At 46.6% G+C, this 18,966-nt stretch carries 20 protein-coding genes; 15 read left to right on the forward strand and 5 right to left on the reverse strand.

Annotated elements, in window-relative coordinates; all coding sequences use genetic code 11:
- The first annotated feature begins 30 nt into the window (after window positions 1-30).
- Complete coding sequence (locus tag E4N69_RS08300) at window positions 31-2,127, forward strand: ribonucleoside triphosphate reductase (RefSeq protein WP_253823536.1); 2,097 nt, start codon at window positions 31-33, stop codon at window positions 2,125-2,127.
- Window positions 2,128-2,297: 170 nt separating this feature from the next.
- Here the strand turns inward: E4N69_RS08300 and E4N69_RS08305 are convergent, their stop codons facing one another.
- Window positions 2,298-3,452 carry an iron-containing alcohol dehydrogenase gene (locus E4N69_RS08305; protein WP_253823537.1) on the reverse strand — a complete coding sequence of 385 codons (1,155 nt, stop codon included), beginning with the start codon at window positions 3,450-3,452 and terminating at the stop codon, window positions 2,298-2,300.
- 363 nt (window positions 3,453-3,815) lie between these two features.
- Between E4N69_RS08305 and E4N69_RS08310 the strand changes: the two genes are divergently transcribed.
- Window positions 3,816-4,826, forward strand: a complete 1,011-nt coding sequence (locus E4N69_RS08310) for an SIR2 family NAD-dependent protein deacylase (protein ID WP_253823538.1) — start codon at window positions 3,816-3,818, stop codon at window positions 4,824-4,826.
- Window positions 4,827-4,848: 22 nt separating this feature from the next.
- Window positions 4,849-5,268, forward strand: a complete 420-nt coding sequence (locus tag E4N69_RS08315; RefSeq protein WP_253823539.1) for an Rrf2 family transcriptional regulator — start codon at window positions 4,849-4,851, stop codon at window positions 5,266-5,268.
- A gap of 166 nt (window positions 5,269-5,434) precedes the next feature.
- Here E4N69_RS08315 and E4N69_RS08320 read toward each other — a convergent pair whose 3' ends face one another.
- The gene (locus tag E4N69_RS08320; protein WP_253714042.1) at window positions 5,435-6,139 is read right to left on the reverse strand and encodes a B3/B4 domain-containing protein; all 705 of its coding nucleotides are present in this window, start codon (window positions 6,137-6,139) and stop codon (window positions 5,435-5,437) included.
- Window positions 6,140-6,240: 101 nt separating this feature from the next.
- Here E4N69_RS08320 and folK point away from each other — a divergent pair, with 101 nt between their 5' ends.
- From folK to E4N69_RS08340, 4 genes are all read left to right on the forward strand, one after another.
- Window positions 6,241-6,729, forward strand: coding sequence for a 2-amino-4-hydroxy-6-hydroxymethyldihydropteridine diphosphokinase (folK, locus tag E4N69_RS08325; protein WP_253823540.1), 489 nt, complete (start codon window positions 6,241-6,243; stop codon window positions 6,727-6,729).
- 123 nt (window positions 6,730-6,852) lie between these two features.
- On the forward strand, window positions 6,853-7,626 hold the full coding sequence (locus E4N69_RS08330) for a segregation and condensation protein A (RefSeq protein ID WP_253823541.1): 774 nt from the start codon (window positions 6,853-6,855) through the stop codon (window positions 7,624-7,626).
- 1 nt (window position 7,627) lies between these two features.
- A complete protein-coding gene (gene scpB, locus E4N69_RS08335) occupies window positions 7,628-8,161 on the forward strand; it encodes an SMC-Scp complex subunit ScpB (RefSeq protein ID WP_006189743.1) in 534 nt (177 codons plus the stop codon).
- Window positions 8,162-8,321: 160 nt separating this feature from the next.
- Window positions 8,322-9,056 carry a pseudouridine synthase gene (locus E4N69_RS08340; RefSeq protein ID WP_253824895.1) on the forward strand — a complete coding sequence of 245 codons (735 nt, stop codon included), beginning with the start codon at window positions 8,322-8,324 and terminating at the stop codon, window positions 9,054-9,056.
- Between the two features lie 64 nt (window positions 9,057-9,120).
- Here E4N69_RS08340 and E4N69_RS08345 read toward each other — a convergent pair whose 3' ends face one another.
- Together E4N69_RS08345 and E4N69_RS08350 are read right to left on the reverse strand one after the other, a co-directional pair.
- Window positions 9,121-9,447, reverse strand: a complete 327-nt coding sequence (locus E4N69_RS08345) for a DsrE family protein (RefSeq protein WP_162663865.1) — start codon at window positions 9,445-9,447, stop codon at window positions 9,121-9,123.
- A gap of 34 nt (window positions 9,448-9,481) precedes the next feature.
- A complete protein-coding gene (locus E4N69_RS08350) occupies window positions 9,482-10,237 on the reverse strand; it encodes an RluA family pseudouridine synthase (RefSeq protein WP_253823542.1) in 756 nt (251 codons plus the stop codon).
- On the opposite strand from E4N69_RS08350, the gene E4N69_RS08355 reads away from it, so the two are divergent.
- Entirely contained in the window at window positions 10,214-11,419 is a 1,206-nt protein-coding gene (locus E4N69_RS08355) for a hypothetical protein (RefSeq protein ID WP_253714046.1), read from the forward strand. The genes E4N69_RS08350 and E4N69_RS08355 overlap by 24 nt on opposite strands.
- A gap of 61 nt (window positions 11,420-11,480) precedes the next feature.
- Here E4N69_RS08355 and E4N69_RS08360 read toward each other — a convergent pair whose 3' ends face one another.
- Entirely contained in the window at window positions 11,481-12,437 is a 957-nt protein-coding gene (locus E4N69_RS08360; RefSeq protein WP_162663867.1) for a TraB/GumN family protein, read from the reverse strand.
- Window positions 12,438-12,660: 223 nt separating this feature from the next.
- On the opposite strand from E4N69_RS08360, the gene mraZ reads away from it, so the two are divergent.
- From mraZ to ftsA, 7 genes are read left to right on the forward strand one after another with little or no spacing between them, the layout of a single operon-like run.
- Window positions 12,661-13,110 (forward strand): division/cell wall cluster transcriptional repressor MraZ, encoded by a 450-nt coding sequence (gene mraZ / locus E4N69_RS08365; protein WP_253714047.1) that lies wholly within the window; start codon window positions 12,661-12,663, stop codon window positions 13,108-13,110.
- A gap of 5 nt (window positions 13,111-13,115) precedes the next feature.
- Complete coding sequence (gene rsmH / locus E4N69_RS08370; RefSeq protein ID WP_253823543.1) at window positions 13,116-14,063, forward strand: 16S rRNA (cytosine(1402)-N(4))-methyltransferase RsmH; 948 nt, start codon at window positions 13,116-13,118, stop codon at window positions 14,061-14,063.
- A 5-nt stretch (window positions 14,064-14,068) separates the two neighbouring features.
- Window positions 14,069-14,350: an FtsB/FtsL family cell division protein gene (locus E4N69_RS08375; protein ID WP_162663869.1), complete on the forward strand. Its 282-nt coding sequence runs from the start codon at window positions 14,069-14,071 to the stop codon at window positions 14,348-14,350.
- Window positions 14,351-14,354: 4 nt separating this feature from the next.
- Complete coding sequence (gene murF / locus E4N69_RS08380) at window positions 14,355-15,746, forward strand: UDP-N-acetylmuramoyl-tripeptide--D-alanyl-D-alanine ligase (RefSeq protein WP_253823544.1); 1,392 nt, start codon at window positions 14,355-14,357, stop codon at window positions 15,744-15,746.
- Window positions 15,743-16,885, forward strand: a complete 1,143-nt coding sequence (gene ftsW / locus E4N69_RS08385) for a putative lipid II flippase FtsW (protein ID WP_253714049.1) — start codon at window positions 15,743-15,745, stop codon at window positions 16,883-16,885. Before murF ends, ftsW begins: the two co-directional genes overlap by 4 nt.
- Window positions 16,878-17,717 (forward strand): cell division protein FtsQ/DivIB, encoded by an 840-nt coding sequence (locus E4N69_RS08390; protein ID WP_253823545.1) that lies wholly within the window; start codon window positions 16,878-16,880, stop codon window positions 17,715-17,717. Before ftsW ends, E4N69_RS08390 begins: the two co-directional genes overlap by 8 nt.
- Complete coding sequence (ftsA, locus tag E4N69_RS08395) at window positions 17,710-18,951, forward strand: cell division protein FtsA (RefSeq protein ID WP_253714051.1); 1,242 nt, start codon at window positions 17,710-17,712, stop codon at window positions 18,949-18,951. The genes E4N69_RS08390 and ftsA overlap by 8 nt, the downstream gene beginning before the upstream one ends.
- Window positions 18,952-18,966 lie beyond the last annotated feature (15 nt).

Genomic DNA, 18,966 nt, shown 5'->3' on the forward strand with positions numbered 1-18,966 from the left:
CACATGTCAAATATGGGGAGGAAGAAAAACATGGATCAAGCGGTATTTCCTGAATGGACGGCCTTTTTAGGAGACACAACGATAGAAACAAAGCCGGTATTGCGGTCGGTAGTAAAACGGTCGGGTGATATTGAAGTCTTTAATCGGAATAAAATAAAGATAGCCATTCAAAAAGCAATCGAGGCGGTTACCGGTTCGGCGGATGAAGAAAAAGCCGATTCGCTGACGGCTGCGGTGGAAGAGAAACTGACAGAGTTGATGGCTTCGCGCCATGCTCATTCTATTCCCGCAATCGAGGAAATTCAGGATATTATCGAAAATGTCTTAATCGAACGCAATGAAGCAAAAATCGCAAAGGCTTTCATCCTCTACCGTGCAAAACGGGAAGCTGTCCGCGATGCGGAGCGGCTGATGATCGATATCGACAAAACGATGAATGGCTACTTGAGTAAAAGCGATTGGCGGGTCAACGAGAATGCCAATGTCAATTTTTCGCTCGGCGGTCTCATCCTGCATAACTCCGGCACGATAACGGCAAACTACTGGCTTAAAAATATCTACACACCGGCAATCGCCGAAGCGCATCAGACAGCCGCTTTCCATATCCATGATCTTTCGATGTTTTCGGGCTATTGTGCGGGCTGGTCGCTCCGGCAGCTTATCCAAGAGGGTTTAGGCGGCGTTCCCGACAAGATTACATCGAAGCCTGCGCGCCATCTTTCCACCTTGATTCAGCAAATCGTGAACTTTCTCGGCATTATGCAAAATGAGTGGGCGGGGGCGCAGGCGTTCAGCTCATTCGACACCTACCTCGCGCCCTTTGTCAAAGCCGATAAGATGGACGAAAAGAGTGTAAAGCAATGTCTGCAAAGCTTTATCTACGGGGTTAACACGCCGAGCCGTTGGGGGAGCCAAGCACCGTTTACCAATATCACGCTCGACTGGACATGCCCCAAAGATCTTGCCGATAAAAAAGCAGTGGTCGGCGGAAAGGAAACCGATTTTACCTATGGCGATTGCCAAGCGGAAATGGATATGATCAATAAGCTCTTTATCGAGCTGATGCTGGAAGGCGATGCGGCAGGGCGCGGCTTTCAGTATCCTATTCCGACCTACAATATTACCGAAGATTTTAAGTGGGACAGCCCGAACGCCGCCCTCCTTTTTGAGATGACGGCAAAATACGGGACTCCGTATTTTCAGAATTTTATCAATTCGGATCTTAACCCGAGCGATGTCCGCTCCATGTGCTGCCGTTTACAGCTGGATAAGCGAGAGCTGCGGAAACGAGGCGGCGGTCTTTTCGGCTCCGATGAATTTACCGGCTCCATCGGCGTGGTTACCATCAATATGCCGCAAATCGGCTACCTTGCGCGTACGGAAAAAGAATACTTTGACCGCCTCGACTATCTGATGGAACTTGCCAAAACCAGTTTGCAGATTAAGCGCAAGGTGATTCAGCGGCTGTTGGAGGGAGGGCTTTTCCCGTATACGCGCCGGTATCTCCAGCACTTGAACAACCACTTTTCTACAATCGGGATTTGCGGCATGAACGAATCATGCCTTAACTTCCTCGGTGAAACTATCGTTGGAGACGCCGGTAAGGCCTTTGCCGAAAAAGTACTGACCCACATGCGCAAGCGGCTCGCTGATTTTCAAGAACAGACGGGCGACCTCTTTAACCTTGAAGCAACCCCCGCCGAAAGCACCTCATACCGGCTTGCGCGGCATGACAAGCAGCAGTTCCCCGATATTATCACCTCCGGGGAGCGCGATCCTTACTATACCAATTCAAGCCAGCTGCCGGTTTCGTATACTGCCGATGTGTTTGAAGCCTTGGATCATCAGGAAGCGCTGCAACGTAAATATACCGGCGGTACGGTATTCCATATCTTCTTAGGTGAATCGATTAAAGAGTGGCAGGCGTGCCGTGATTTGGTTAAAGCGGTTGCGTCCCATTACCGTATCCCGTATTTTTCCATATCGCCGACTTTCTCCATCTGCCCCACGCACGGGTACATCGACGGAGAGCATTTTGAATGTCCCTTGTGTAAACGCGAAAAAGAAGCTGAATTGGAAGCCCGCCTACGTGAACTGGAAGCGGAGAAGGAGGCCTTGGGCTACTAACCATCAGAGCAATCGCATCAGACTATTTTTAACAGCCCCGCAGAATAAGTGAGGTCGTTCAAGCAGAATTTCGCCGCGTTGCGTCTCAAATGCTTGCCCAACCTCACTTATTCTGCGATTTTTATTTATCTATCTGATGCGATTGCTCTTCTCCTGAAATGTTTATATTTTTAAAAATCAATTTCCTTGCCGTAATAAGCAGCAAGGTAAATCTTCTTAATATCGGCGGGAGAGGTTTTGCGTGGGTTGGTCAGCGTACACGCATCGTTAAAGGCTCTTTCGCTCATCAAATCCAACACCTTGAGGAATTTATCTTCTGCAATAACAGTGTTCTTGCCTTCCTGAATGGTGCGGGTAATGCCGACTTTCCGGTTCAAGGCAGAGACAGCCTTTGCAATATCGTCAATACCCAAAGCGCCTTCCAGCTTGCTGTAGCGGTCGGTTTCTTTTCTATTATAGTTGATAATATACGGAAGCATAATTGCGTTTGCTTCACCGTGTGTCAGATGGAATTCACCGCCGATCTTATGCGCCATCGAGTGTACGATACCGAGTGAGCAGTTGCTGAATGCGATACCGGCAACCGTAGATGCCGTGTGCATTTTTCCGCGTGCTTCCATATCGTTCCCGTTTGCAACAGCCCGTTCCAGATACTCGAATACCAGCCGGATTGCCTCAAGCGCATAGGGGTCAGTGTAATCGTCATGAGCGGTAGACACGTATGCTTCGATAGCATGGGTCATAACGTCCATACCTGTCTGAGCCGTTACCAGCGGCGGCATCTTTGCAGGGATTCTATCATCAACAATTGCAATGTCGGGGATAATATCAGGGCTTACGAGCGGATACTTGATATTCTTTTCCGTGTCGGTAATAACGGAGAAGGCGGTGATTTCGGAAGCGGTTCCGGAGGTAGAAGGAACACCGACCAGCCTTGCTTTTGTCCGCAGCTTCGGGAATTTGAAGGCAGCTAAGTCGTCAAAGTTATAGCCGGGATATTCGTAGTACACCCACATGATTTTTGCAGCATCCATTGCAGAACCGCCGCCCAATGCGATAATCCAGTCGGGATTAAAGGCTGCCATCTTTGCGCCGCCTTCTTTACAGGTTTTAACGGAAGGGTCAGGTTCTACGCCATCGATAACCAGCACTTGCATACCTGCTTTTTCCAGATAGCCCTTCGCTTCATCGACGAAGCCGAATTTTTTCATCGAGCTTCCGCCGGTAACAATAGCGGCTTTTTTCCCTTCCAAGGTAGAAAGGAATTCCAAGGCTCCTACCCCGTGTACAATTTTCGGGGGGATACTGAATGTTGCGTACTTCATAATTTATACTCCTATTCATTAAAAGAGGTGTTATGTGCTACCGTTTTACCTATGTTTAAACGGATAGTTCAACACTCTTTTATTTTATAGATAGTATTATAACGATATATTATTATTTAGTAAAGAGGGAAAACGATAAAAAAACACCGATCAGCCCCAACAGAGAGACTAAACGGTGTTAGCCGGATAAAAAAATTCAGAAGTTCTATTGACATTACAATCAAGCCGCTGTATAGTCATAGATGTAAATTCATAAGAACAACCAACTTTTTTTCCGTTCGCTGGTGAATGGGCGTCATGCTATTCCTGCACGTGAAGCGTTTTTGCATGTGCAAGACGAAGGGATTTACCGGAGGATTTTATATGAGAGAAGCTATTGAGCAATTAAAACAGATTATTTCCGAAGCGGAAACCGTTGTTATCGGCGCAGGGAGCGGTCTTTCCACTTCGGCAGGTTTCACCTATTCGGGTGAGCGGTTTGAAAAATATTTTTCCGATTTTGCGGTCAAATACGGTTTTCAGGATATGTATTCGGGCGGATTTGCTCCTTTTGCCTCGCTTGAAGAGCGTTGGGCATACTGGAGCCGCTATATTATGATAAACCGTTATATGGATCCGCCCAAACCGGTTTATAACAACATACTTTCGCTTGTGCGGAACAAAGATTATTTTGTGCTTACGACAAACGTAGACCATTGCTTCCAAAAAGCGGGTTTTGACAAGGAGCGGCTGTTTTATACGCAGGGCGACTACGGGCTGTTTCAATGCAGTGAACCGTGTCATCACAAAACCTATGACAACGAAAAACAAATCCGTGCAATGTGGGAATTCCGCAACGAGATGAAAATCCCATCAGAACTTGTACCGCATTGTCCTGTTTGCGGAAAACCGATGAGTATGAACCTTCGGGCAGATGACACTTTTGTTACAGATGAGGGCTGGTCTAAGGCAGCCGCTCGATATGAAAGGTTTATTTTCAGCCGCTTAAATAGCGCGGCTGAAAAACACTTCGAGTTTGCCTTTCGGCAAACATCGATTATTGACGTATGCGCTGATCGCGCATCAATGCAACAGTTTTCAGAAACTGATGTTTCTTCAACTGCTGCATCTCAAGGAAGTTTTTTACAAAGCCGGAATATAACAAGCCGTTCCGGTCAACAAGAAGGAACGGGGAATGTGTTGTTTCTTGAACTGGGTGTTGGGAGAAACACTCCCGGAATTATAAAGTATCCGTTTTGGCAGATGACGGCAAAAAACCCGAATGCACAGTATGTTTGTATCAATTTTGGGGAAGCGTTTGTACCGTACGAAATAGAAAAGCGGTCGCTCTGTATCAATGATGACATTGGCGAGGTTTTGCAGGCGCTATTATAAAAAAATGAGATAAGGGTGGAATATGAAAATCAGTGTTCGTTTTACAGCAGCGGTTCATACGCTTTTGTGCATTCAATATTTTGAAAAGGATATGCGCGTTACTTCGGATTTTATTTCTGCAAGCACCGGTGTCAATGCTGTTATCATACGGAAGATTTTGCTGCAGTTGCAAAAGGCCGGATTGGTAAAAACTGCAGCAGGGATCGGCGGTTCACACTTGGCACGGAAGGCTGATACAATCACGCTGCTGGATGTATACAACGCAATCAATGAGGGAGCAGAGGAACGGGAGGTTTTCAATTTCCATCCGAATCCAAATCCGCAATGCCCTGTCGGAAGCAAGATTCACCGCGTGCTCGATGCTGCATTGCAAGAGGCGCAACAAGCGATGGCAGATTCGCTTAACAAAACAACAATTGCCGATTTAGGAGCGGGAATATAACCGGAGTCTTGTTTCTTTTACGCATCCGCGCGAATAAAAAAAGCTGAGAGCTTGCAAACCTAAGGATACAATATCCAAACGTCCACGCTTCTCAGCTTCATACTGTATCATACGGAGCGTTTAATACCCGCTGTTCCGCGGCAACGCTCTGCCTCGGGGGTGTTGATTACAGCTCTATAGAAGGATTCGCTTGCGTCAAAATTTCGGTTGTAACCGAGGCTCCAAGGTACTTTTGAGCATATTCGCCGATAAGCGCCAATGCAGCTTTTAAGTCTTCCAAGCGGGCAGGATCGAGATTTTCCATGATGATAAACGCATTTTTTGTATTTTCCGTAATCATCGTGCGCTGCCCGTCACGCCAATTAAAACAGCGGCAGACGGCGCCTTTATTATCGCGGTAGCACAACTCCCCTTCCAGGGTTTGGCTATGCTCTTCATCGCCGAGCGCAAAAAAATCATCGCCGCCCTTTGTAATACCGAGGATCAAATCGCCGTCAAAGGCATCGCTATCTTCCGCACCGCACGGTAAACCGAATTGCAATGATGCGGCATTGTAAATATCTACCAGCGGATTGATGTACGAAACGGGATTCTGTTTTTCCACCCGCTTGAGCAGCGCCTCGATACTGCATCGGACGCCTTTCTTCGTCTTAAACTTCCGATACGCATCCCGCCAGATAGCGATAACGGGGTTTTCGCTGAACACATTTTTTACCAAAAATTTTTCCGCATCGGCATTACTTCGAGAAAGTAATACCTTTATATCGCGGACGCTTTCGCCGCTATTATCAATTCCCTTTAACAACACCACACCGAGCTGCGCTTGAGGAAAAAGTTCCCAAAAAGAGGCATCCGCCAAAAATTTACTCATAATATCTTCATATCTCCTTTGTTATAAATGATGACAATGTAAAATAATATCGCTACTATAAAAGTATACTATTCTTTTGTAAAGAGGCCGAAAATTTAGTTATGGAAACAATTATATTGGGACTTGGCTCCAACCGCGGAGATTCAAAAGCAATCCTTGCAGAGGCCATTAAACGGCTCGCATCATTCTTAAACGATATTCGAACCTCCTCCGTCTATATCACAAAACCGCAGGATTACCTTGATCAGGATGATTTTTACAACATGGTTGTATCGGGAAACTATGCAGGAAGTTCCGCATCGCTGCTTAAAACGCTCCAGCACATTGAAGCGGATTACGGCAGGAACCGTGAAGCCGAGATTCCCAAAGGCCCCCGCACACTCGACATCGATATTCTCTTTTTCGGAAGTCAAATTGTTAAGCTCGATAATCCTCCGCTTATCATCCCGCATCCGGCGGTATACCGGCGAGCCTTCGCACTCATCCCGCTGCTGGAGCTGTATCCCGACTACCGTGACCCCGTTACGCACCAGCCGCTCGCCGCCGCACTCGCTGCCTTACCCGATCAAGGCGTACGAAAAAGTCTCTGAGCAGTAGATGCATCGTATATTTTCAAAAGTTCCATTCTTCGATATAATAAATCTCATTATATTCAATCGTACCGTGTGCGTATCAATGAATGAATGTACACTGTTGTATTTTAAGGAATGATCATGACTGCCGAAGATGAAAAGCACGAAGAACAGAACGTCGAAGCGCTGACTGCGTTTAAAGTCAATGATTTTGAAGGGCCGCTCGACCTTCTGCTCTTTTTAATTAAGAAAAATGAGATCAATATCTACGATATTCCCATCAGCGATATAACCGAACAGTACCTTGAATATCTCGATTACGCGGTAAGCCTCAATCTGGATAGCTTAACCGAGTTTTATGAACTTGCGGCGCACCTTGTCTATATTAAAAGCAAGATGCTCCTTCCCGTCGAGATCGATCCGGACGATGAGGATATCGAAGACCCGCGTACGGAATTGGTCAATAAGCTGATTGAGTATCAAAAATTTAAAAAACTGTCGGTTTTAATGGAAGAAAAAGAAAGCGAGGCCGAATGGTTTTTTGAACGCAAGAAAATACAACACGCGCTTCCTTTTACCGAAGAGAACCTGTGGGAGCGGGTTGATACGTGGGAGCTTTTACGGACGTTTTCCAAACTGATGTCCAATTATAACTCGGAACAAATTCTTGACCTGTACGAAGAGGTGTCCGTAAATGAAAAGCTGACGCTGATGAACGAATTTTTGGAAGAAAAGGGCGAATGCCTTTTTACCGATTTGATTGTACGGAAGGGAAATCTGCTGGATGTTATTTGCGCTTTCATGGCGTTGCTTGAGGCGGTCAAATTCAGGATGGCAAGCATCTGGCAAAACAGGATGTTCGGCGATATAAAAATACGCCCGTGGGAAGCTGCCCGCAATGATGACGGAGTATAAAATGGAAAAAGAAACAGCCCTCGTAGAGGCAATCCTCTATTTGGAAGGAGAGCCGCTTGACGACGCTGCAATCAGTAAAATTGCAGGCTTATCGGTCGATGTCGTAAAAGAATGCATTAAAAATCTGAAAGATTCATATTCGGAAGGTTCGAGCGGTATCGAAATTACACAGATGATGGGCGGCTGGATTATCACGCCTAAAAAAGAATTTTGGGATGCGCTGAAAGACCGCTACGGTAAAAAGAACGAGAACCGGCTTTCGCGCGCTGCAATGGAAACGCTGTCGATTATTGCCTATTCTCAGCCGATAACCCGTGCCGAAATCGAGGCAATCCGCGGAGTTTCCGCCGACACGATGATTAGGCTTTTGGTAGAAAAAGAGCTGATTAAAGAAGTGGGGAAAAAAGACATTCCCGGAAAGCCGGTACAATTCGGCACGACCAAGGAATTCTTAAAAGTATTCGGTTTAAACAGCATCGCGGACTTACCCAAGATGGATGAGACGGAACAGGAGCGGTTCGAACTTGCGCGATAACAATCATTTTTCCAAATTGCCCCGAGCTTTCGACAGCAAACGGATAAAATCTTTCGATAACGGCACCCATAATGAAGGTAACGAAAACAACGGCAAGCGAACTAAATATTTCAACAACGGTACAGCTCCCGAAGATAACGGAAAAAGCGACAAGCAGGAGATGCGGCTGCAAGTGTATCTTGCCCATGCGGGGATTGCGTCGCGGCGTGCCTGCGAAAAGATTATCGCGGAGGGGCATGTTTCCGTAAACGGAACGCTTGTTACCGACATGGGCAGCAAGGTTCGCACGGGTGATACGGTACTCCTTGACGGGAAGCCGGTGCATCCCGAAGCGCGCAAATGCTACGTACTTTTGAACAAACCGGCGGGCTTTGTCTGCACGCTCTCCGACGAAAAAGGACGCCCCACTGCCGCAGATCTTTTAAAAGAGACCTACAGCGAGCGGCTCTACAACATCGGCAGGCTCGATATGTTTTCGAGCGGAGCAATTCTCTTTACCAACGACGGGGATTTTGCCGCAAAGATAGAACACCCGTCGGCGCAGATCGAAAAGGAATATGTTATCGAAACCACGCAGGACTTTCCGCCGGAGCTGCTCACCCGCTTTGAACGCGGTATCCGCGTTGACGGCATTTTTTACAAATGCCGTTCAGCCGCTGCCATTAACCGCCGTAAGCTGCGGATTGTACTTGTCGAAGGAAAGAATAGAGAAATCCGCCGCGTACTGGATTCATTTAACTGCACGATAAAGCGGCTGGTGCGGGTTCGCATCGGGAACCTCGAGCTGGGCACCCTGAAAGCAGGAGAATTCCGCGACCTTACCGCAAAAGAGCGGCAGGCGCTGCTGGATCTAACGGCGGAGAGCCAAAACGAGGAGCGAAAGTACACAGAATAATGTACAGAATTGAGGCTTTTAGAGGTGAACTCTTTTAAAGAGGGTACCTCCCCTCTTCCTCTTTTTACTCAATCGTATACTCGATAAAGCCTTCTGCTTTCCGTTTGATGATTTCTCCGATTCCGGCACGTACGGTTCTGATATTTTTATACTGTATGTCGTCCATCCCCTGCCCCGCTAAGGCATTATGGCACAGGGCTATGTCGCAACCGCAGTCCGTAAAATCATTTTCAAGATCCTTAAAATATTGTACAACGTCTCCGGCAAACACGATTTCAATTTCCGCCGTATCACCGGTTTCTTTGCAATAATTTCGGTAATTGACTAATTTACTTTGCAATTTAGCGATCAACTGAAGCTTTTCTATTCTGAATAAAACTTTATAGTGCATAGCGCTAAAACTATACCCTGCGCTTATGCACCTGTCAAGAAAGGCCGCATATAGTTTCCGGCATCAGCATATCAATCGCCGCCTGTATATGTTCGGGTACCGGCACGGTAAAGAGGCGAAGCGTGCCGCCGATGGGAAATCGGAGGCGGTATGCGCAGAGCTGGAGCTTTTTAATGCGGGCGGTTTTCCAAAGCTGTTTATTTAATGCAAAGTTTCCGTGCTTGTCGTCGCCAATAATCGGGCAGCCGATACCGGCAAGGTGAATACGGATTTGGTGCATTCTGCCGGTATGCAATCGGACGGAGAACAAGCTGTATGCGTCAGTACCTGCAAGCAGTTTGTATGCACTTGAGGCAGGCTTTGGCGTGCCGTTTTCCATAATCGGCGTATCGATAATGCCTTCTTTCGGAATAGGTTTCAGTATTTTTTTATTTACAGAATGTTCAAAACTGCCGAAGCATAATGCAAGATATTCCTTTTCGACCGCCCGCGACTCAAACAAGGTACGGCACGAACGGGCGGTGGAGGCGTTTTTTGCAACTACCAATAAGCCGGAGGTTTCTTTATCCAACCGGTGTACCGGAAATATTTCTGTCCTGAGCTGCTTGCTTAAAATCTCGGTAAGGCACACGGAAATATGCGCGCCGCCCTGTACCGGAATACCGTAAGGCTTATTAACGATACAAATTGACTCGTCCTCATATACAATCGGAATGGATTTCTTTACAATATTTTGTTGACTATTGTGCATAGTGGGGAGTATATGATGAATCGGAAAAAATTTCAGCACTTGTTATGTTTCATTCTTTTATCGTTTTGTATCGGCTATCCGCTTCGGGCGGAACTGATCAGCAATCCTTCATTAGGCTATACATTGGATTTACCGGAGGGATTCAGACAGGTGAATTCACGGGATAATTCCCGCTATCTTTATCAAAATACAATTATCCCCGTCGGATTACAGGTTGCGCTCTACCCGTATCAGCAGTTCGGTACGGTAACCGCTGCGGCAGAGCATATTTTTTCTCAACTGAAAGCGCAAAAAAAAGCGATACAATTTTTGATGCAGGGCAACCCCGCACTCGTTGCAAACCTTCAATTTACACAGCAAAACCAAAAACAGGCGGGGTGGCTTTTGGTGCAGCCGCTCGCCGAACAAAAGGGATGGCTGGTTGTCTTAACAACAACACAGGCGGCAAAAGCGCAGGAATATGAGCCGATGATGATTTCCTGCTTGGATGCGGTGTTCATCAGCCGTCAGTCCTTTTTTGAACCCGGCCCGATGATTCAGGCCGTTTATCCCAAAGAAGGAACGGTAAAAAAAGAAGTGCTCTTTAACGGAAAAAAACTTCTCGTGCATTTTGACCGCTCCGATTCCGAAGCGAACCAGGCAGTAATAGACCGCGAATTTGCCCTGCTGACACGCTACCTCAATTCCCCGCTGCAGCAAAAAGCATGGCAGCGCTATTACCGGATGATTTATCGCGACAGTATTGCTCGCTGCCGCCATCTTTCGCTGATGCTGGAAAAGGAATTAATCGAGGTGAGTAAAGAAGGGAAAATGCCTTCGGCAGAAGCCGTTGCCGCTTCTTTGCTTGCATGGATGCAAAACTTTACCTACAAGCGAGATGAAAACGGGGCTGACTTTTTAAACATACCGGCTGTGTGTACCGATCAGAGCGGCGATTGCGACAGCCGTGCGCTGTTGATGGCGGTGATATTGCAGCATTTCAACATCGATTCAATCTTGATGATTGCTCCCGGACAAAGCCATGCGGTTGCCGCCGTAGACTGCACCGGAGAAGGCGCCCGCTTTACGCACAACGGCAAACGCTATCTTATCGCAGAAACGACGGCAAAGGTCGCACTCGGAAAAATTGCACAAGACCTTGCCGACCCCAACCTTTGGTTTGCCGTTGATTGGTACACACCTCCCGAACGGGACGAGTATGGCTTCGGCAAGAAGGAATAGTCGGCTCATCTAAGGACGAGGGATTTTAGAGGTTTTCAACTGTTAAAGCGGCACTGTCGCTTTACTCAAGCATATTCTTCTGCCGCATAATTTCAAAAACACTTGACTTTCCAAGGAAGTGCGCACTACCTGCAAAGACAAACGTATTGCCACCTTCGTGCAAGTACTCGTCGAATTTCTGCGCCCATATTCGATTCCGATCGGTCAACAGTGCATCAATATAGGCTTGCGCTTTCTTTTCAGAAAAAGAAGACGGCACTTCCAAGAGTAATTCGACAAGCAGGGATGAGAGCTCTTTTCGATTATTGCTTAGATAAAGATCCCGAATTTTATGCATCGCTTCCGTACTCTTATCAATATCTCGCAACGCTTGTATAGAATCCTTTAATATAGCAAGCTGATCGTCAAAAGTACCGTACGATAACGCTGCGAGTTGCTGTTCTACCGTATCGAGCGCCTCGATTTTTTTATTTTCAGCCCGCTGCATCAAATACATATCGATACCGTCTCCAGGCAGCAAACCAGCCTTAATCGTCAATAACTGCGCCAGTACCGTATTTAATACCCACGGATTAAATAAGGCAAACTGATGTACCGTATCATCGCCGATCATTTCATACAGAAAAACAAGTTCATCCTCTGATAAGACATTAAGTAAACTCTTTTTGGGGTCGGTATTCATATTTTTCATAATAACGGTTTGCATCTCACCGACGAGAGCTTCCATTTCGGCCATACCACCGAGCTCACTCACCAACCGGTCGGCTTTATCGAAGGCACGCAGCACATTCTTTTCAAGCGGATAAAAACTTTTATCGGCAACATGAATAGTTCCGAGTACATAGACGGAGCCCTTATTACCCCTTATCTCCCAAAAAAAACGTTCGGGGCGCTCTATCAGTACCGGCCTCGATAATTCTGACGGCCGCTTACCCTGTCCCGTAGTCGTACAGGCAGTAAGCGCGATGCTCAACAGCAAGAGCAGTGTAATTTTTTTCACATATTTAAAAGCTATCATACAATCCTCCTATCGATAAAATAACGTTTTTTTGCACTTCCTACTAGAGGATTTAATCAGGGAAAAGGTTCAACTCTGGTCGAATAGTCTCAATTTTTCCGCGAGGATATAAAAAAATGTCTGATGCATTTGCTGCATAATATCGGCAAAAAGAGCATTGACATTTATTATTTTACCGGTAAAATGAAGAAAGGTGGGTAAAAGTGGAGGAAAGTAGATAAAAGTGGAAAAAAGTGCGTTCTCGGGAGAGTATAATAACACGCTTGATGAAAAAGGGCGTATTATGTTTCCTGCAAAACTACGCTGTTTACTGCCGGGCTCTCAGATTGTGATTACCCGGGGAATTGACCGCTGTCTATGGATATTTCCTCCTGAAGAATGGGCATTGCTATCCGAAAAAGTTATGCAATCCGCTTCATTGTTTCAGGCAAACTCCCGTCTTGTCCTGCGCAGACTTATCGCTCCGGCGCAGGAAATAGACATCGATAAGGCGGGACGTGTTTCAATACCCCAAAGTTTACGTGAATACGCGCAGCTCGAAAAAGACTGCGTGCTATTGGGCATCAACCGTTATCTTGAATTATGGGATGCGGCTGAATATCGGGCTTATCTGGAGGGAAGCGAGGCGGATTTCCATCAAGCGAGCGAGGACTTGGGGCTTATTCGTTTTTAACATGTATGAACTTTATACACACACCGGTTTTATTACAAGAATGCCTGGAATTACTTGCTCCGGAAACATCCGATCCGCTTCTTATCGACGGAACATTAGGCGAAGGCGGCCACAGTGAGGCTTTTTTAACTCACTTCCCACAGTTAAAAGTTATCGGTATCGATGCCGACCCTGCCATTCAAGCAAAGGCAAAAGTACGGCTTGCCCCATTCGGCGAGCGTATGCAGTTTTTTTTAGGCTGGTCGGATGCTTTTTTCGATGCTTATCCTCAAAATACACCTGCCCCATCGCTCATATTATTTGATCTCGGTATTTCTCTTTTCCATTATATGGAATCAAAGCGCGGTTTTTCATTCAGCGCCGCCGAACCGCTCGATATGCGTATCAACCCGAATGAATCGCTAACAGCCGCCGACATTGTAAACACCTACAGCGAAAAAAAACTCGCGGATCTACTGTACCTCTATGCGGAAGAACGGTTTTCGCGGCCGATCGCTCGTGCTATTGTCGCGGAACGGGAAAACCGTCCCTTTACGGAAGCGCGACAGTTAAGCGAAACCGTATTCCATGCGGTTCCCGTCCGCTTCAGACACGGCCCCATACATCCGGCAACCAAGACGTTCCAAGCCCTACGGATTGCCGTGAACAGCGAGCTTGACCGGCTGCCGCGCCTGTTGGAAAAAGCCTTTGCATGCCTTGCGGCAGAGGGCAAAATGGGCGTTATCTCTTTTCACTCGCTGGAAGATCGTATCGTTAAAAATTTTTTTAGAGACCTTGCAAAAAGCTGTATTTGCCCGCCTGAAATGCCGATATGTACATGTGGAGGCGTGCCCCGTGCAGCTTTGCTTACTAAAAAACCGGTCGGCCCCTCTGCCGAAGAGACAGCCGATAACGCACCGTCCCGCAGCGCCCGGCTTCGTGTTATAAAAAAGCTCTCTTTGAGGAGGTCATAACCGCTATGAAGCACTTGTTAGCATTCATCCTTACCGTGAGTATTCCTTGTTTATTTTTCTTAACCGTCAAACAATCGCAGGTTTACAATACACTGGAACGTGAGGTAAACGCATATAACGATGAGCAGAATCGCCTGATTGCAGAAAATAAACGGAAGATTTCGGCTATTTCCATCCTCTCAAAACCGCAGCGGATAGAAAAAATTGCCGTCGAAGAATTGGATATGCACAAAGCAGATTCCTCGCAGATTATCCGCGTCTCCTTGGATAAGGAAAAGAAGGGATAGCTCCATGTTATTGGGTTGGGAGGCTCTCTGCACGGCAGTCGCAGGCACATTCATTTGCAATTATTCTCCTTATGCGGGCTTCGATTCCGTTACGACAGACAGCAGAACTGTGAATCCCCATGCCCTTTTTATTCCGCTGCGAGGTACACAGCAAGACGGGCACCGTTATATCGAACATGCCCTGCGGCAAGGAGCAGATTGTATTATTGCCGACGCAGCACACCTCGGCGTCCACGATAACACTCAGCATATTATTGCTCTCTGCAAAAGATATGAAGCCTCCTGTATCCGCGTTGAACATACGCTGAAGGCATTGCAGGACGCCGCCGCCGCTTATCTGGAGCGATTTCCACAGCTTCTTAAAATCGGAGTAACCGGTTCAAACGGTAAAACAACGACGAAAGAACTGCTTGCCTCTATCTTTGCACAGGAATACCGCACTGTAAAAAATGAGGGTAACCTCAATTCGGAAACAGGACTGCCGCTCTCGGTGTTCACCGTAACGAAAGAACATGAAGTGGGCATTTTTGAGCTTGGTATGAACCGGAAGGGAGAAATTGCGGAGCTTGCCGCAGTCCTGAAACCGAACATTGCCGTTATCACCAATATCGGCACCGCGCATATCGGGATGCTCGGTTCCAAAGATGCCATTGCTCACGAGAAAAAACAAATATTTTCCTGTTTTGATGAAAACTCAGTCGGCTTTGTCCCCGATAAGGACGAATATACGGCTTTCTTACAAGAAGTACCGCACGGGAAAACCTTTACCTACAGTGCAGCTCCCGACGCCTATACCCTCGAAGGGCTTTCAGGTACAGAGATCCGGTATAAGGGAGAAAACATCCGTTTACCACTCCCGGGAATCCATAACGTACAAAATGCCTTTGCCGCGATTGCCGTTGCGGAATACTGCAATATCCCGCTGCGATCAATAAAAGCAGGCATCGAAAACATGCAGGCACTATTTGGAAGGTCGCAAATTATCCGCGGACCGGTAACCTACCTGCTCGATTGCTATAACGCCAATCCCGATTCTATGAATGCGGGGCTTGCACTGTGTGCGAATATTGCAGTAAACGGCAAGAAGATTTATGTACTTGCCTCGATGAAAGAACTGGGTGCGAAATCAGCGGAAGCACATCGCGCCGTATGTGCGGCAGCTTTCGCCTCCGATGCCGATGCGTTATTTTTTTTCGGTGAAGAGATGTGTAAAGCAGCCGTCGAACAAAATAAAACTTCAAATAAGCCTTTTTTCTGCTTTAGAGAATCCGATGCAAATAAACTCCGCGATACCTTAGATAGTCTATTAAAACGGAACGATTTTGTGTTTCTAAAGGGATCCCGAAGCCTTCAACTGGAGCAGTTTGAATCTATTCTGCAAAAGGAGCGGGTATGACACAGCATACTATCACCGTTGAAAAGAACATCAATCGCGACCGATACAGCTTTACTTTTATCCTGCTTGTGCTCATCATGGTTGGAGTCGGAATTGCGGTACTCTATTCGGGCTCCCTGCATTACGCCGAACGTTTTTTTGATGACCCATCTTATTTCGTTGTCCGGCAATTCCGTAATCTTCTTGTAGGCTGCATCGGTCTCATTTTTTTTTCATTTTTCAGTTTTGACCATTTGCGAAAATTACTCCCCTATCTACTGATAGCCGGTTTTATCTTCCTGTTGCTCCCGTTTATTCCCGGCATTGCTTCGCCGCGGAATGGTGCTAATCGCTGGATCTCTATCGGTGGTTTTAGTTTACAACCATCGGAATTTATCAAGCTTCTGCTCATTATCTTTCTTGCAAATTTCTTCGATAAAAAAGCTGATCAATTGGATGTACCGCTGATTGCCATACTGCCGCCTTTTTTTATTACATCGATATTCGTATTGCTAGTATACCTTGAAAACGATTTTTCTAGTGCAATTTTTCTAATACTTATATTCATGGTCATGTTTTTTGCTGCGGGAGGACCGCTGCTTTGGTTCCTTAAAGGACTGATTATTACCATCCCTTGTGCGGTACTTATGGTTGCTACCTCCACCTACCGGATGAAGCGCGTGCTCTCTTTTATTTCCCCCGATAGCGATCCACTCGATACAGGGTATCAAATAAATGCAGCCCTCGAAGCACTTGCCGGCAGCGGCCTTTACGGTACGGGAATAGGGAACGGCGTACATAAAATTTCAAGTGTCCCCGAAATATACTCCGATTTTATTTTTGTCGCATGGGCGGAGGAAATGGGTTTTTTAGGTGTATGCGGATATCTTGTACTTTTGCTTACCTTTACTGCAGTAGGTTATTTAATTGCATTTTCCTGTAAGAACAGGTTCGGCTGCTATATTGCCTTCGGAGCAGCCTCCTCAATCGTCCTTCAATCTTTTTTAAACTTAGGAGTCGTTGTCCGCCTACTGCCCGCAACCGGTATTCCACTCCCCTTTTTCTCATTCGGAGGATCTTCACTCATTACCAGTCTTTGCCTATGCGGACTGATTATCAATGTTTCAAGCTATTCAAAAAGGAGCGTCTCACATGTCTGATATTATCGGTTTACAAAACCATGCTTACACAGAATTGCAGCAATCACCTCAAACCGTTAAAAAAACAAAAGGGAAGCAGCTCCTTAAAATTATCATTTTAGTAATGTTGTTATTTTTGGCGGGTGACTCCGTTTATTATCTTTTTATCTTGCCTTTTAATTCGACGGCAAAGATACAGTTTTCCGGAATCGACACCGTTCTCGAAGCGGATCTAAAAAAAGCAGCAGGCCTTACCGGCACGGAAAAGTGGGGAAAGATCGATAAAGATGTGTTATTGCATCGGATTGCAAGTTATCCGCTCATTGCGGAAGCACGAGTACTCAAAAAATATCCGGACAAGGTGTTGATTGAAATAATCGAACGGAAACCGGTTGGCGTATTGCTTGCAACAGTTGGCGGCCGCACTATCCAGATGGAAATAGATAAAACGGGAACAGTATTTAAAGCGTCCTCAAAAAAAGAAGCGCAAGAGTTGCCTGTTATCAGCGGTCTTTCCTTTCAGACTATACGAGCGGGAATGAAGGTGCACAAAAAGCTTGTACCATTATTTAAACAACTGGATCTTTTGCAGAAGAAAAATCCGGCATTACTCAGCGAAATCTCCGAAATGAAGATTGAACAGAAAAAATACGGCGGTTTTGACCTCATCCTCTATCCGGTACAAACGCCGGTTAAAGTACGTGCAGACAGTACATTGAATGAGGATCGATTGCAGTATATGATGTTAACGTTGGATGTCATACGGGAACTTGATCTGAGTTCAAAGATTGAGGAGTTGGATGTACGGGCAGGAACCGCTTCCTACCGTTTAAGAGGTGAAGCCAATGAGTGATATCATAGTCGGATTGGATATAGGCACCAGCGCAATCAGAGCTGTTGTCGCTGAAAAACTGGAAACAGGCGTTCTGCAAATTATCGGCGTGGGCACCGGCATTTCCGAAGGCTTACGGAAAGGAACCGTCGTTAATATCGAAAAAACCGTACAGGGAATTCACGAGGCAGTGGAAGCCGCAGAGATGATGTCCGGCGTGGAAATTACGCACTGCATTACGGGAATCGGCGGCACCCACATTGAAGGACTTAATTCCCGCGGTATTGTCGCCGTTACCGATAAAGGTAAAGGAAACCGTGAAATAGACCAACAGGATATCGACCGCGTTATAGAAGCTGCAAAGGCTGTTGTTATTCCGATGGATAGGCGTGTCATGCACGTAATTCCTCAATCATATATCGTCGACGATCAGCGCGGTATTGCGGATCCGCACAACGTAATCGGTGTCCGTATCGAAGCGGAGGTGCATATTATTACCGGGTCGGTTACCTGCATCAAAAATATCGTCGACTGTGTGAAGCGTGCCAATTTGCAAGTTGACGCACCGATGTATCATGGGTTAGCCGCTGTAGAATCCGTTATGACACAGGAAGAACAGGATCTCGGTTCGGTACTCATCGATATTGGGGGCGGCACTACTGATATTGTGGTGATGTCGGGCGGAGCGCCGATACTTACGACCGTGCTGCCCGTAGGCGGAGGTCATGCGACAAACGATTTGGCAATTGTAAAAGGGCTTTCAACCGAGACCGCAGAAAAGCTCAAGATAACCGACGGATGCTGTTGGCAGCCGCTTTTGGAAGATAATAAATCGGTACTGATTTCCGCTCCGGGCGGACGGGCGCCCATACAGATTGAAAAAGCGGATATATGCGATATTCTGCAAGCTCGAATGGCAGAAATTTTTACGATGGTAAAGGATAAAATAAGCCCGGCAATCGCTACGAACCGATTTGCAGGTAATGTTATCCTCTGCGGCGGCGGTTCGCTTATGCAGGGCGCTACGGAGCTTGCTTCCGAAATTTTCGATACCCCCGCCGTCAGATTAGGTATTCCGGGAACCTTCGGCGGTTTAACCGGAGAATACCGCAGTCCCGAATTTGCCGCCGTACTCGGACTGATTTTATCGCAGTACAAACAGCGGGCAGCTTCCGGTGAAGAAACGAAAAAAATGGAAGCAGAACAGGGTAAAATTATCGGTAAACTCAAAGACTTTTGGAAAAACCTATTTTAATATAGAAGGGGAGGG

It is taken from the genome of Treponema sp. OMZ 906 (assembly GCF_024181185.1).
GTDB lineage: Bacteria > Spirochaetota > Spirochaetia > Treponematales > Treponemataceae > Treponema.